Genomic DNA, 15,190 nt, shown 5'->3' on the forward strand with positions numbered 1-15,190 from the left:
AACCCTCGGGAATTGCATCAGACGGGCGAGAAGTCGCAGGTCGCCAGGTCACGGCGAGAGCTTGAAGGACTCCGAGGCTACTACGACCTAGCTGCCTGACCAGGCATGTTGCCGATCGTATCCCTTCTGATGCATGATCCTCCCTCCAGAAGGGATGGTCTGGAGTGGTGCATCAGCGCAAGGTGGCCCTGGCCGGGGCGGCTCAACTGGAGCTCGTCTCCGGGGTGGTCCAACTGCGTCCTGAGGACGCGATGTTCGACGCGATGCTGAGGGGCTGGCGTGCTCAGCAGAAGTCGCGGGGGTTGAAGGACGACACGATCGATCCGCGGGAACGACTCATACGCCGGTTCCTGGAGTTCGCGAACGACTACCCGTGGCAGTGGACGCCGGCCCACGTGGACGAGTGGTCGGTCTCATTGACCAGTGAGAAGCACCTGGCACCGTCGACGATCCGCAGCTACCAGGGCACCGTGCGGCTGTTCAGCGAGTTCCTCATCGATAGCCGCTACGGATGGGGCCCTGCCTGCGAGGAAGCCTTCGGCACCTTCCCGGTGGCGGTCTGTCACGAGTGGAACACCATTGCCCACCTCAACGATTACGAGGGCGACCCGGAGGCCAAGCCCTTCACCCGGGAACAGCTGCAGCTCTTCCTCGACTACGCCGACGACCAAGTCGAACGAGCCCTGCGGGCGAGACGCAAGGGCGCCCTGGCGGCCTACCGTGACGCCACCCTCTTCAAGGTGATCTACGGGTGGGGACTTCGCCGGACCGAGACCTCCAAGCTCGACGTGGTCGACTTCGGGCGCAACCCGCAGGCCCGGCAGTTCGGCCGGTACGGCACGCTCAACGTCCGCTACGGCAAGGCCAAGAAGGGCCAGCCGCCCCGGCGCCGGAACGTCTTGTCGGTGATGGACTGGGCCGTCGAGGCAGTTGCCGACTACGTCGAGAACGTCCGTCCGCGCTTCGGATTCCCCGACCACCCCGCTCTGTGGATCACCGAACGTGGTGGACGCCTGCGGCCCGGCTCGATCAACGACCGGTTCGAGGCATACCGCGACGCCCTGGGCCTGCCGAAAGAGCTGGTCCCGCACTCCTTGCGGCATTCGTACGTCACGCATCTGACCGAGGACGGGGTGGACCGCCGCTTCATCCAGCAGCAGGTCGGCCACGAGAGCGACAGCTCCCTGGCCATCTACACGCACGTCAGCGACGACTTCATGAACACTTCCCTGCACAAGGCACTGGCCCCGGCGTTCACCGGGGTCTGACAGGAGGGACCCGGCGATGGCCGCCAAGCTTGATTACCACTGGCACCTGCGCAAAGTCATGGCCGACCGCGGGATGTTCTCCACCACCGACCTCATCCCGCCGCTCGCCGAGCGCGGTATCACGCTGTCCTCCAGCCAGGTCTACCGGCTCGTCGTCGAGCGACCGGAGCGACTGAGCCTGAAGATCCTCATGGCCCTGCTCGACATCCTGGACTGCACCATGGACGACCTCATCGAGCCCATAGCGGTGGCCGGAGCCGTGAAGAAGCCGAAGAAGGCCGCCGCCGGCGGCACGGCCCCCGACACGGAAGGGCTCGGCGGACTGCGGCCAAAGCGAGCCCGGATCAAGGGTATTGACCGGCCGTGACTACCACCGGCTCTCTCGACCGCTCCGTCACGGACCCGATCGGCCTGATCACGGACCTGGTCGCGGATGCCGAGAGCGAACTCGGCTCCGAGACCATCCGGACCGTGGTCACCGCGATCGCGGGCGGCCGCGCGAAGTCACGGAACCTGGCCAAGTTCCTGGCGACGCGCCCCGCCGCTCTGACCGATGGCCGGTCCCCGGCGCCACGGGCCGTCGGCGATCTCCTCATCGCCCTTCGCAGGGCCGGCGCCTCGGCGATCTCGCCACCGGTCTGCGCGGACTGTGGGAAGGGGCTGCGAAGCCTCCAGCGGCAGGGCCAGGACTGGTACTGCTCGGTCTGCATCAAGGAGACCACCGAGTGCGCCGCCTGCGGCAACACCCGGCGCGTCACCTTCCGGGACCGCAAGGGCCTGCCCCGCTGTTCGATGTGTCCCGACCACGATGACCGCGACCCGGCCACGGTCGTCCACACGGTGATCAACACGATCGCCCCGGGCGCCGACCCCGACGTGGTCGCCGAGGCTCTGCGCCGGTCGGCGCCCCACCGTCCCCACTATCGCCAGCGAGTGGTCTGGGCCCTGGAGGAGAACCCCCGCCTGCTGACCGGCGAGGCCCATATCGCCCCGCACCGCGCCATCTTGAGGTTCATCGACCTTCTGCACGAGGCCGGTGTCGCCGGGATCGTCCGGCCGTCCTGCCCTCGTTGCCACCGAGTGGTTCGCATCGACAAGCCGCTCGACGGGCAGCGGGTCTGCCGCAACTGCATCGCCAAGTCCCGCATCGAAGAATGCGTACGCTGCGGAGCCCGACGCGAGCCGGCCACCCGCGACGAGCAAGGGCGACCGCTGTGTCCGAACTGCCTGGTCACCGACCCTGCGAACGCCGAGGTCTGCATCGGATGCAAGGAACGGCGGCGAGTACACACGCGCACCGCCGAGGGCCCGCTCTGCCCCAACTGCTGCCCCCTGCCGGTCCTGGTCTGCTCCATCTGCGGCCTCACCGCTCCCGGCAACCACTCGAAGCTCACCGGCCTGCCCCGCTGTCGCGGCTGCTTCCAGCGCCAAGCCCGCTGCACCACCTGCGGACGCGTCCGTGGCATCCATTCCGGCACCGCGGACGCTCCGGTCTGCGGCCCCTGCACCAAGCCGGACGCCGAGCTCTGGCACCCCTGCCCCACCTGCGGGCAGGCCGAGCGGCTGCGTTCACCGGGGCCATGTCGTCGTTGCATTCTCAAGCAGCGGCTCCACGAGCTTCTCGCCGACGACTCGGGCTCCATACCCCCGAAGCTGCAGGCCCTCAACGACGCCCTGGCCAAGACGGAACGGGTCGGCACGGCGATGCGCTGGCTGGCCGGTGGCATCGTCTCCACCGTCCTGTCCGATCTCGGCTCCGGCCATCGGCCCCTGACACACGAGGCCCTGGACGAACTCCCGGCGGGCAAGGTCGTCGAGCACCTCCGCAGCGTGCTCGTGGCCACCGGCACGCTGCCCCAGCGGGACGAGCAGATGGTCCGCCTGGAACGGCACGTGAACGATCTCGTCACCTCCCACGCCACTGCCGAGGGACGGAAAATCCTGCACCGGTACGCGACCTGGCATCTCCTGCGACGGCTCCGCCGCCGCAGCCGCGGCAACGACATCACGCACACCCAGCTCACCGTCGTCCGCCAGCATCTGCGGGCAGCCATCCATCTCCTCAACTGGATCGAGGTCCAGGGCCTGACACTTGTGACCTGCCGTCAGGCCGACCTCGAACGCTGGATGACCAGCGACGATGTCCGTCACCGCCGGGAGGCGGGCCACTTCGTGCGCTGGGCTCTCGCCCAGAAGATCGCCCGCGATCTCAGCTTCCCGGCCGTCCGATGGAACGGCCCGTCCCAGGCAATGGACGACGAGGCCCGCTGGGCCACCGCTCGCCGTCTGCTGCACGACGACACCCTCAAGTCCGAAGACCGATTCGCCGGCCTGCTGTTGCTCCTCTATGCCCAGTGGCCCGCGGCGATCTCCCGTCTCACCGTCGACCACATCGAGGAGACCGACGGAGCCGTCCATCTCCGCCTCGGCGCCGTCCCCGTCGAGCTGCCCGCACCCGTCGCTGAACTCGCCCTCCACCAGGTCGCGGTCCGCCGCAGCCATGCCGTTCTCGCCCGGACGGATTCCCCCTGGCTCTTCCCCGGCGGTCAGCCCGGGCGCCCGATCAGCGTCTGGGCCATGGGCGAACGACTCCGCAAACTCGGCATCCGGCTCGCCGAGACCCGCTCAACTGCCCTGTTCCAACTCGCCACCGAGCTGCCCGCCGCGGTCCTCGCCCGCACTCTCGGCATCGACATCACCGTCGCCGTCAAATGGCAACGAGCCGCCGCCGGAGACTGGGGCGCCTACGCAGCCGAGGTCAGCCGCCGGAACAGCCAACCCGACCCGATCAGGAACGGACGATGACCACCGACCAGCAGCACCTTTGGACCCTCCTGAGGAAGCTCGACACCTCCGGAGACGCGGAGTTCCCGCGCAACTTCGACCGATCTGCTACCCGAACGCGGTTCAACAAGCTTGCTGCCGACATCGACAGGGAGTTCGCCTGCACCTGCACTGTCGAACGGGACGTTCAGGAGGCCAGCTACCACGGAAGGATCACTATCCCCGTCGCGGCCACAGCGAGTGCCGACTTCATCACGGTAATCGTCAGCAACTTCGGTGATCTGGCTATCGTCACTCTCGGCAACCCCATGAGCTACGACGAGGAGGAGACCAGTTACCTGCTCGATTCCACCGACCTCAGCCGTCTCATCGGGATACTCAGCGAACTCGGATACGTCACCGTCCCCGAACACTTGACTTGGGCCGACTACGACGGCGCGTTGGAGCTCCGCTCTCACGCCAGGAGCTGGTTCGACCGCTTCTTCTTCTACACGTGATCTCAGCCCGTGAGGGCTAGGCATTCGGTGAGTTCCAATACCCGACTCCACCATTAGGAGTGTCGAACGAGTACCGCAACAACCTGCTGGAGGCCGCGTTGAAGAATCGGCTGGGCGACGTCTGGGACGTGACCGCGTGATCAAGAAGATGGGATACCACTGGCACCTGCGTCAGCTGATGGCCGAACGCGGCATGTTCCAAACCACCGACCTGGTTCCCCTGCTCGCCGAACGCGGCATCCAGCTCTCGCGCGAGCAGGTCTACCGCCTGGTCACCCAGGCCCCGCAGCGCATGAGCATGGACACCCTGGTAGCCCTCTGCGACATCCTCGACTGCACACCCAACGACCTCATCAAGCCCGAAGTCGTCAACGTTCAGGTCCGCAAGACCGCTGGCGGTGACTCCGACGTCGCCCCGCCCACGCAACCGCGCCGGACGGTCGTCCGCCGCCCGGGCACGTGAGCGCTCCAGTGAGCCGGCCCAGCCGGGCCAACACGCGGGTGCGCCACAGCCGATCCGAACTTGCAAGCTACAGAGCTGACTTGGTACGCCACGTCCAGGCCGTTGCCGGATCACAACTCACCTCCAGCGACGCTCAGCGCATCCTGGAAGCAGCCAACGCCTGGGAGCCTCGGCCCGCCCGAGCTCTGGCCGCCCACCTGGCCGAACGCCCCGACGCGCTCACCGCACCGATATCTCACAGCCCGGCAGCTCTTCCCAGGCTCCTGCTGGAACTGGCCGCGGCAGGCTTCGCCGTCACCAGGCTCGCCTGCGCACGCTGCGGACGCACTGACGACCCGTTGCCTCGCAACTCGCCCGTCGGGCGTCTCTGCAACTGGTGCGTCGAACGTGACCGCCTTCAGCAGTGCACCCGATGCGAACGCCAAACGCGCATCCACAGCCGTACGGCAGACGGCCCGGTCTGCCGCTCCTGCTTCCAGAAGGACCCCGTCAACCACCGTCAGTGCGACCGCTGCCAGCGACTTCGCCCCACCAGCCGGCGCCCGGACGGCACGAACCTCTGTTCCTCCTGCAGCCCCCGCCCCAAACGCTCCTGCATCCACTGCGGCACCGTCGCCCGCGCCAGCACCATCACAGATGCCGGCCCGATCTGCCCCCGCTGCTACGAACGGCCGACGCGCCCATGCGGCATCTGCGGACAGACCACCACCATCAAGATCCGCGCAACGGACACGAGCCCCGACATCTGCGAGCCGTGCTCGCGCCACCACATCGCGACCTGTGAGGCGTGCGGCCATCAACGCCGAGGCGCTGTTCGCAGAGGCGGCACCTTCCTCTGCCACAGCTGCCAGCCACGGACGCCAAGGACCTGCGCTGACTGCGGCAAATCCAAGTCTGTGACCGCGACCTACCCGGTCGGCGCCCTCTGTAGCACCTGCTACCACCACCGCCGACGCAACCCCCGAACCTGCGTCGAATGCGGCAACACCCGCATAGCCGCGGGACGCACCTCGGAGGACGGGGACCTCTGCGGCCCCTGCAGCGGACGCCCCGACCTGCACACGACCTGCAGACAATGTGACTACCCCGGAGACATCTACGCCAACGGCCGATGCACCCGTTGTGCCATCACCGACCGAGTCACCCAACTCCTCGCCGGCCCCGATGGCACGATCGCCCCACCGTTCCAGCCCCTTGCCGACGCGCTCACCCAGGCGGAGAAGCCCTGGTCGGTCATGAGCTGGTTGCGGACCAGCGCCGCGGCCGGACTCCTCGACGAACTCACCACGGAGCACACCGAGATCAGTCATGGGCTCCTCGACCGGCTGCCTCAGAGCACGGTCACCCGCAACGTCCGGCACCACCTCGTCATGACCGGAGCCCTCCCCGAACGCCACGAGACCTTCGCCCGGCTCGAGCTCTGGGCGAGAGCCACCCTCGAAGCCCTGCCCCCACACCAGTCCCGGATCGTCAGCCCCTTCGCGGAATGGCACGTCATCAAGGACGCACGCCGCCGAGCGGAGCGCGGACGCTACACTCCCGGCGCCGCGAAGGCCGACCGTGGCAACATCCGAGCCGCAATCCTCTTGCTGAACTGGCTCGACCAGCACCAGCTCACCCTCCCGGACCTGCACCAAGAGGACCTGGATCTGTGGCTCACGCAGAACCCCACCCGACGGCAAGCCGTCCACTCCTTCGTCCGATGGCTCACGAAGCGAAAGCTGACCCGACCGCTCGATACACAACTCGCCCGCAAGGGATTCCCTGCGAACTTCCAGACGGACGACGAGCACGAGCAACAGCTGCGGAGATGCCTCACAGACGAGGCTCTGCCCCGAGAACTCCGCATCGTGGGAGCCCTGATCCGCCTCTACGCACTCCCCATCTCGCGCATCAAAGAGATCACCACCTCCCAGTTCCAACTGAACGACGCCGGCGCCTTCCTCACCATCGATCGCCACCCTGTGCTGCTGCCTCCGACGCTGGCCCGGCTCATCAAGGCCCACATAGCCAGCCCGCAGGCCAGCTCGATGCTCAAGCCCCGCGCGTCCTCCGGACCCGACTACCTTCTCCCTGGTCGACACGCAGGTCGCCCCCTGAGCGCCGGCCACCTCATCAAACGGCTGCGGAACCACGATCTCCCCACCCGTGCGGCACGCAACACGGCAATGATCACCGCCATCACCGAGCTGCCGCCGATCGTGGTCAGCGACCTCTTCGGCCTCTCGGCCGCCACGACCTTCCAGTGGGCCAAGTTCGCCCAACAGAACTGGACCGACTACCTCGCGCTCCACGATTAGTGCAGGCATCTGGTCCCTTCTCCAGCCAAACTGACTATTCCGAGTGCGTGTGCGAGTGTGGCGTTGCACTCTCAGGTCTTCCTCAAATCGCGCCCAGCGTTCAGCGTGTGCCTGCATGATCTGGTCTATGGCATCTTCACAATGGAGTGTCGGTCGCTTGCTTGCCCGCTGGAAACTCGCTCTAGTTCCTGTGGGCTTCTCGATGATCGTGTATGGGAACTCTCTTTATGGCGGCCCAAATCAGCGTCTCGGTTGGGTTCTATTTCTCGCTGGCTGGGTTATCACAGTCAGCGGTATGCCAGCCTGGAAGCGGTTTGTGGATGAGGACCCACTTCGTGCGGGGTATGAGAGATATGTCTGGGTGGTCTTCTTTCTGATCCTATTCCTGGCGGGACCTGCCCATGTTGCTTTCAAGGCTGTCGTCGGAGCGGCCCATGCGGGCAACTACCGCACTGCCGCAACATCGCTGGGCCTGATCTACCTCATGCTTCCATTGATCGTGCGGTGGGCTGAGCCGAAGGACTACACCTTTGTGCGGCTCACCAGTCGTATTGGGCGAGCCACGTTCTTTCGCACCGTCGCCAACGCGGCTGGTATTGGCGCAGTCGGGGCGTTCCTTGGTGCACGCTTTATCGCTACCTATCCGGCGCCGCTTATTTCTACCGTCTTGACTCTCACGGTCACCATGTTTGTGGTCACGCATAAGACTTTTGCGCGGGCACGGAAGCTCTGCACGCAGACTTGTATTGACGTGCAGGCTCTGCTTTGGGCAATGGAAGAGCTCGATGATGCGAAAAGGCGGGACAAGCCGGCGAGCGGACTGACAGATTGGCGGCGCTGGCGACGCAGCCGTCAGGCGACGGGCGCAAAGCACGCTGATAAGCAGATGGCGGCTCACCAGAGCTGGCACACTCTCAAGCTCGACCTCTGTACCACCGTAGACAGCGGCTACCGCCTGTTCGGGCTGCCGCTCCTTACCAAGGGTGAGGTGGACGAGTTGGAGAGAGAGGTGCTGGCTGAGATCGAAGCCGCCGGTCCCACGGACGCTGCCTCGACGCGTAAGAACCTGCATGCCATCCTGAAAGCGTGTGCTGGACGCATCGACGTCTTGGCCTAGCTCCATGCATCGGCGCCCCTTCCCGACGGCCTCCCTCACTTGCCTGCGGAAGCCGGACAGGACTACAGAGTCGATCACGTCACCTCGCCCCTCGAATACTGCAGGGTTGGAACACCGACTCTTCCCCAGTCCGGCACGGTCTCGTAGCCCGGCCACGGCGTGACGGCCCGAGCCGGGATCCCGGTCTCCTCGTGCAGTTCGCGCAGAGCCGCCGCTGCCAGGGAGTCGTCGGTGGGCTCAGTGTGTCCGCCAGGGACGAGGACCTTCCCGCTGGCCAGGTGCAGCACGTGCAGGATGCGGCCGAGCTGGTCGACGACGATCGCGCCGCAGGTGACGTGCCCGGTGAAGGTCGAGCGGCTGGCGATGTCCTCGCCAGGCCGGTCGAGGGCGTCCAGGAGGGCGCTGAGCTGCTCGCGCTCGTGAGGGTGACGGGCGAGGTAGGTATCGACGGTGGTGCGGATGTGGTGGTGCGACAACGACATGGGGACTACCTCGCAGGGACGTGGGGCGGAGGGAGCATCGGGAACGGGCTGGTGTCTCTGTCCGGCGGACCGGTGGCCCGGCACGGCCCGGTGATCAGGGGGCGTCGCCGCTCATCCGGCGCTGCAGCTCCCACAGGGACCGGAACAGCCCCGGCTGCCGCGTGAGCTGGGCGTAGGTGCCCTCCTGGACGATCCGCCCCTGGTCCAGGACCACGATCCGGTCGGCGACGGCCACGTTGGTGAGGCGGTGCGTGATCAGCAGGACGGCGCGGTCCTTGGCCAGTTCGCGCAGACCGGCGAAGATCCGGTGCTCGGCGCGGGCGTCGAGGGCGGCCGTGGGTTCGTCCATCACCAGCAGCGCTGCCTGCCGATGGAACGCGCGGGTGAGGACCAGGCGCTGCCACTGCCCGCCGGAGAGCTGCTGTCCTCCGAACCACTCGCTGGTCAGGAGGGTGTTGAGGCCCGAGCGGAGCTTGGGAAGCATCTCCGCGGCGCCGGACGCCTCGCACGCGGCGAGCAGGGCGGCGTCGCTGGTGTCGCCCTGCCCGAAGGTGATGTTGTCGCGCATCGTCAGTGGCAGGTAGGTGAACTTCTGCGGGACCAGCGCGACGTGCTCCCACGACCTCCACGGGTCCAGGTCCGTGGTGGAGGTGTGGTCCCAGGCCACGTCGCCCTCGGTGGGCAGCAGCAACCCGCACAGCAGACGTGAGAGGGTCGTCTTGCCGGAGCCGTTTTCCCCGACCAGCGCCACGATCTCGCCGCGCTTCACGTGGAGGGAGACGTTGCTCAAACTGCCCTTGAGGGCGCCGTCGTAGCGGTAGGTGACGTCACGGACCTCAAAGCGTTCCGGGGCCGCGATCACGGGTGTGGTGCCGCGGGAGTCGGTCATGGCCTGGCCGTGGGCGTTGTCGAGGAAGTTCTGCCAGTCCTGCACGTACCAGCCGGTGCGTACCAGGCGGGCCCCGCCGTTGATGATGCCGCGCACTGAGCCGGTGGCGGTCTGAAGGGCGAAGACGGCGCCGCCGCCGGCCGCCAGGCTCATCCGCCCGGAGGCCAGGAGCCACAACAGCGCCGCCCACACCGCGGCCGAGGCGATCCCGCCGGCCACGGCTCCGGCCAGCCCCATCCACGCACCGGTGTTCGCGGCCTTGCGCTCGGCGGCGTTGACCGAGGCGGCCAGCCGCCGGTACCGCCCGATCAGGAAGGGACCGGCGAGGCAGGCACGCATCTCCTCGCTGGACTCCTGATAGGCCATGTGCCAGCGGAGCTTGCTCAGCATCCGGCGCCGCCCGGAGGTCTCCAGCCCGGCGAGGTAGAGCACCCGTGCGGAGCGCACGTACGCGGCGGCCTGCGGCAGACAGGCGAGGAAGAGCAGGGGGAGGAGCAGGGGGTGCAGGACGGTCAGGACGGTGGCGCCGGCCGCCAGCGTGGCGGTGGCCGCCAGCACGTCCTGTGCTTCTTCGACGAGGTCGGGGGTGACCTGGGCGCCGCGGTCGGCGATGTCGTACGCGTCGTTGTAGCCGGGCTTGTTGTTGGCGGCCAGTTCCGCACCGAGCGCGGCCTCGATCATCGTCAGCTCCGCCGCCCGGCCGAGCACCGGACGCAGACGCCCGGTGAGCCAGACGACGGCGATACCCATCAGCGCGCGCAGGCCGGCGGCGGCGGCGATCACGGCGAGCTGCGGGGCGGCGTCCCACAGCCGCTCGGTGATGTCGCCCGAGGAGACCAGCGCGGTGATCGTGCCCGTGACGGCCAGGAGGCCGAGGGCCGCGAGGACGCCCGTCCCGATCTGGCACATCAACAGGCCGACGGTCGCGCCGCGGTCCACGCGCCAGGCCATCCGCACCGAGCGCCGCACCAGCGAGGGCAGGCGCCGCGCCATGGTGCGGGAGGTCAGCAGGGAGCCGGCCTGGAGCCTGGACTCGTCGCGGTAGAGGTATTCCTCTTCTCGAACACCGGCGTCCTGATGTTCGCTGGCCGGCGCGGTCCCCTTGGGTGGTTGTGGCGGCTGGTCCTGTGTAATGGCCGAGGTCATCGTTCCCCCTGGGACGGTCGCTGCGGCAAGGTCGTGAGGTCTAACGACGCGGTTGCGATATCGAACACACGTCATTCGGTCGTGCTGGAAAGCCCGTGATTCCCTGCGTCCGTGGAACCTGCAGGCGTCCTGTCCCTGGTCTGGCTTGGAGCGGCTGCGGGCAGGAAATGGCCGAAACGCCGACACCGCCACACCACGTGGGCAGTACGCCTCGGCAGAGAAGGTCGCCCCCTCCTAACCGGTATGGGAATCGGCCTGCAGCAGCTTTTCCAGCTCCCTCTCGGCGTGGCCGACCGCGGCCGTCAGGGCCTCGTGGTCGTGGGCGGACAGAGCGCCGGCTCCCAGTCCGGCCGCGGCGATCACCGCGGTCAGCGCTCCGGTCGCCTGCTCGGCCAGGGCTGACGCGGCGACGGGGTGGTGCAGAGTCTCTCGTGCGGCGTAGGCGTCGAGTCGGGCGACGCTGACGAGGGAGTCGAGTATCCGGGCATGATGGCGGCCGGCGCGGTCCACTTCCAGGGCCGACAGGCCCGTTCGGGCCTGGAAGACGGCGGTCGGCGGATCGGGATGGGCAAGGAGCTGGACGGCTTCCTCCACTGTGCGGTCGAGATCGTCTCCGGGGACGGGGGCCTCGGCGGGCCAGCAGTGCGCGTGCAGGAGGAGCGCGACGGCTTTCTCCCAGGGCTCGGTGGGCTGAGTGGTGTCGATCAAGTCGCGGGCCTGCTGGTCCAACCCCTGCTCCATCAGGGCCATGATCTTGATCTGGCGACCATCGAGGAGGCGGTTGCCGATGCCGCGGTGCCGGGCCATGGCGTCGGCGGCCTCGATCCACCGCCCGATCTGGGCGAGGGCGCGGGCCCCATCCACGAGCAGCGTGACGTACAGCTCCTGGCACACCGTGCGGTGGTCCTCGTCTGTGCCGGTCAGGGTCGAGAGGTCGACGGTGCGGCCGTCGATGTCGGTCTTGTTGCGGTGTCGGGCTGCGTCGTTGAGGCAGTGCAACAAGCTGTAGGCGAGGTGGCCGTGGCCGGCGCGGGTCTGCAGCCGGGCGAGGTTGACCAGTGGCATCAGTGACATGACGGCGACCCGTCCCCGGAGGCGTCCGGCGTTGGAGAAGACTTGGTGCTGGCGCCAGCACAGATCCTCGGCCAGGTCGGGCAGGCCGACGTCGGAGGCGATGAGAGCCGCGTAGTTGAGGACCCCGCAGGCGCGGGCCACCAGGTCGTGGTGGCTCGCACCCGCGGGCGCGACGGTCAGCCCGGTGAGGTGGTTGATGCGCTCCTCCAGGGGGAGCGCGGGCGCCTTGGTGCGGCGGACCAGGGGGATGCGGCTGGCTATCGCGGGGATCATCGGCTCAGCCCTTGCGCGCCCAGTCGACGACCAGTCGGCTGTAAGGCTTGTCGACGACGAAGCGCGGGTCGTTGGTCGTCAGCCGTTCGCGCGAGTCGGCGACGGCCATCCGGAAGCCCGGCTCGGGGGCGTCGTTGCCGCCGGTCGCGTCCCAGGCGCGGATCTCGCTCACCACGCGCTCGGCGAGGTCGGCGCCGCCCTCGCCGTGGCCGACCACGCCGACCTCCCAGTACCGGCCCTTCTCGTCCTCGCCCTCGCGGATGGTCAGGTACGCGAGCGACCCGGCGTCGAGGGCGGCCATGGAGCCCCACCCGAAGTGCGGGGTGAATCCGGGGCGCTGGCCCGGCAGGCGGGACAGTCCGTTGGGGAGCACGCAGGTCAGGTACAGGTACAGCCACTCCCAGGCGGAGCCCTGGCGGAACTTCACCCCGGTGTAAATCTTGGTCTGCTGCTGGTCCAGGACGGTACGCAGGGCGTCGCGGTCGACGTCCTGCTCGCTGAACGTCTCCAGGCGCACGTTGCCCTCGCCGGACATCGGCACCAGCGTGTACACGTCGTCGCAGACGCCCTTGCGCAGCGGGATGAAGGTGGCCATCTCGCAGGAGACGGTCTTCCACGTCTCGCCGTCGCGTTCGAAGGCGAAGGAGCGGGAGATGCTGCCGCGGATGCGCATCGGCAGGACCAGGCGTCCGCCGGGGGCGAGCTGGTCGAGGATCTTCACGGGGACGTCGCCGGCGCCGACGGTGAAGATGATCCGGTCGTAGGGGGCGTGCTCGGGCAGCCCGGCCGCGCCGTCGGCCATCACCGCGGTGGCGTTGTCGACGCCGGCCTCGGCGAGGTGCTTGCTCGTGCCGGCGACGAGGTCCTGGTCGACGTCGAGGGTCCACACCTGCCCGCCGGGGGAGACGATTTTGCCGAGGAGGGCGGCGTTGTAGCCGGTGGCGGCCCCGGCTTCCAGGACCTTGTGGCCGGGCTGGGCGCCGAGCTGTTCGAGCTGGGTGGCGACGATGGACGGCGCGGAGATGCAGGAGATCATCTCCCCGTGCTCGTCGTGCTTGATCGGGACCGCGTCCTCCTTGTACGCGCTCTCCAGGTCGACGCCGGGCAGGAAGGCGTGCCGGTCGGTGGTGCGGAAGGCGTCGATGGCCGCCTTGCTGTGCAGGTGGCCGCTGTCGACGAGCCGTTGGGCGAGGGCTTCGCTCAACTGGTGGGGGTCGGTGGCGGGTGTCACGGTGGTCTCCATTCGGGGGAGGCTAGGGTCCGCGGAGGCGGACTTGCGGGTAGACACGTCGGCTCCTTCTCCGGTGGAGAAGGCGACGTGACGGCCGAGCCACGCGGTGGCGGCCTGCGCGTCGGCAGGCACGCCCGCACGGTTGAACGCGAAAATCGCGTGATGGGCGATGACGCCCCGGATTCCGCGTATCAGGCGGCCGTCGGCGGCGAGCCGGCGCAGCCGACGGCCGGCGTCCTCGAACGCGGCGACGCGCTCGACCCAGCCGGCTTCCGCGTCGGGGCGCAGAGCGGCATCCGCGTTCATCAGCCGCCGCATGGCGGAGACGGCCTGCTCCAGCGCGGGGCCCTGGGGCGGGGTGACGGGAGGCCGCAGGGCAGCCCATTGGGCGTAGACGTCTCCGGCTTCGAACGGGTCCAGCCCGGCCGCGCGGATCATGGCTGACAGCAGCAGCACGCTGTGCTCGCGGGCGCCGGGGACGCCGGTCTCGGCGAGCGCGGCCGGGCTGTCGGCGCAGAACACCTCGTGCGCGACCGCCATACCCTCCAGGCCGCCGAAGGCATATGTCTCCGGCTCGTAGATCCCGCCCGTCCACCCGGTGATGACGCGGTCGGCGACGAGCTGGTCCAGCAGGCCGGTGGCGGGCTGTTCGGTGCGCAGGCGCACGCCGGCGTCCTTGCGCAGGAAGTGAAAGCGGCGTTTGGCCAGCGCGGACGCCAGGGCCCGAGCAGCGTCCACCCGCGGATCGGCGAAGGCCACGGATGCGTGCCACCAGGACGTGGCCGGGGGGATCGGCAGGTTCTCGTCGTCGAAGGCCATGGGAGGCAACTCCTTGCACGTCGGCAGGTTCGGGGATCAGGTGAGCAGGAGGGCGCGGCTCCAGCCGGCGGCATCGGGGGCCTGCAGGGCGAGTTGGGCTCCGGCGCGACCTTCCATGAAGCCGAGCTTGGGCAGGCGCTCCCAACTGGTGGCCAGCCGTCGGTGCAGGTCCTGGATTATCGGGCTGAAGCGGTCAGGTGCGGGGCTGTCGGCGGCGACCGCGCGGGTGAGCGTCAGCAACCCAGCCCAGCCGTGGCAGAGCGTGGAGTCGGTGATGCGGGCGAGGTGCAGCGGGTCGGTCAGGGTGGTCTCGATGGTGTCCTCGGCCGCCCGGCGACGGGCGGGGTCGCCGAGGGCGAGCGCAGCGAGCTGCTGGGCGCGGGCGATGCCGGGCTGGCCGTAGCACCAGGACTGGCGGGTCGGCTCAGGCGCGGGCGGCTGGTCGGCGTCCAGGTGGGCTGCGGTGGACCAGTAATGGGCGCCGTACCGGTCGAGCCAGGTCGCGAAGGTGTCGACGGCTTCCTCCTGACCAGGCACGCTGATGCCGTCGCGCAGTGCGAGAGAGAGCACGGCAAGGGGCCCGGCGATGCCATGGGCCATGCCGTTATTGCCGTGCCCGCCGGCCATCTCCTCCCCGTCGGGGCCGACCGGCGACCACCACCCGGGCACTGTCCGGCCGTCACCATGGGCGGGCTGGGCGAGCGCGACGAGGCAGGTGAGCACGTCGGGCAGCCGGGGCGCGGGCGGTTGTCGGGAGAGCAGGAGGGCGGCGAGTCCGGTCAGGCCGCGGACGAGGTCTACCGAGCACCTGGTCGCCCAAGTCCTCCAGCAGCTCCCGCACCTGCGG

At 68.7% G+C, this 15,190-nt stretch carries 12 protein-coding genes; 7 read left to right on the forward strand and 5 right to left on the reverse strand.

From position 1 onward, the window contains the following. Positions 1-164 precede the first annotated feature (164 nt). From B9S61_RS24845 to B9S61_RS24875, 7 genes are all read left to right on the forward strand, one after another. The gene (locus B9S61_RS24845; protein WP_103544119.1) at positions 165-1,268 is read left to right on the forward strand and encodes a tyrosine-type recombinase/integrase; all 1,104 of its coding nucleotides are present in this window, start codon (positions 165-167) and stop codon (positions 1,266-1,268) included. 16 nt (positions 1,269-1,284) lie between these two features. After that, positions 1,285-1,635, forward strand: a complete 351-nt coding sequence (locus tag B9S61_RS24850; RefSeq protein ID WP_103544118.1) for a helix-turn-helix transcriptional regulator — start codon at positions 1,285-1,287, stop codon at positions 1,633-1,635. Continuing rightward, complete coding sequence (locus B9S61_RS24855) at positions 1,632-4,073, forward strand: hypothetical protein (RefSeq protein ID WP_103544117.1); 2,442 nt, start codon at positions 1,632-1,634, stop codon at positions 4,071-4,073. Before B9S61_RS24850 ends, B9S61_RS24855 begins: the two co-directional genes overlap by 4 nt. Beyond that, positions 4,070-4,549, forward strand: a complete 480-nt coding sequence (locus B9S61_RS24860) for a hypothetical protein (RefSeq protein ID WP_103544116.1) — start codon at positions 4,070-4,072, stop codon at positions 4,547-4,549. Before B9S61_RS24855 ends, B9S61_RS24860 begins: the two co-directional genes overlap by 4 nt. Positions 4,550-4,685: 136 nt before the next feature. Beyond that, positions 4,686-5,012, forward strand: a complete 327-nt coding sequence (locus B9S61_RS24865; protein WP_103544243.1) for a helix-turn-helix transcriptional regulator — start codon at positions 4,686-4,688, stop codon at positions 5,010-5,012. Positions 5,013-6,247: 1,235 nt separating this feature from the next. Then, positions 6,248-7,312, forward strand: a complete 1,065-nt coding sequence (locus B9S61_RS42575) for a hypothetical protein (protein WP_258039843.1) — start codon at positions 6,248-6,250, stop codon at positions 7,310-7,312. 295 nt (positions 7,313-7,607) lie between these two features. Next, entirely contained in the window at positions 7,608-8,429 is an 822-nt protein-coding gene (locus B9S61_RS24875) for a hypothetical protein (protein WP_146064943.1), read from the forward strand. Positions 8,430-8,503: 74 nt separating this feature from the next. Here the strand turns inward: B9S61_RS24875 and B9S61_RS24880 are convergent, their stop codons facing one another. From B9S61_RS24880 to B9S61_RS24900, 5 genes are all read right to left on the reverse strand, one after another. After that, the gene (locus tag B9S61_RS24880; RefSeq protein WP_258039844.1) at positions 8,504-8,911 is read right to left on the reverse strand and encodes an NUDIX domain-containing protein; all 408 of its coding nucleotides are present in this window, start codon (positions 8,909-8,911) and stop codon (positions 8,504-8,506) included. Between the two features lie 94 nt (positions 8,912-9,005). Next, positions 9,006-10,946, reverse strand: a complete 1,941-nt coding sequence (locus tag B9S61_RS24885) for an ABC transporter ATP-binding protein (protein ID WP_103544245.1) — start codon at positions 10,944-10,946, stop codon at positions 9,006-9,008. A 234-nt stretch (positions 10,947-11,180) separates the two neighbouring features. Further along, complete coding sequence (locus tag B9S61_RS24890; protein WP_103544246.1) at positions 11,181-12,293, reverse strand: hypothetical protein; 1,113 nt, start codon at positions 12,291-12,293, stop codon at positions 11,181-11,183. Between the two features lie 4 nt (positions 12,294-12,297). Further along, positions 12,298-14,343 carry a methyltransferase, FxLD system gene (gene fxlM / locus B9S61_RS24895; protein ID WP_103544247.1) on the reverse strand — a complete coding sequence of 682 codons (2,046 nt, stop codon included), beginning with the start codon at positions 14,341-14,343 and terminating at the stop codon, positions 12,298-12,300. Between the two features lie 36 nt (positions 14,344-14,379). After that, the coding region (locus tag B9S61_RS24900; protein ID WP_103544249.1) for a lanthionine synthetase LanC family protein at positions 14,380-15,190 on the reverse strand (811 nt) is incomplete at its 5' end.

The organism is Streptomyces sp. SM1 (assembly GCF_002910825.1).
GTDB classification, from domain to species: domain Bacteria; phylum Actinomycetota; class Actinomycetes; order Streptomycetales; family Streptomycetaceae; genus Streptomyces; species Streptomyces okerensis.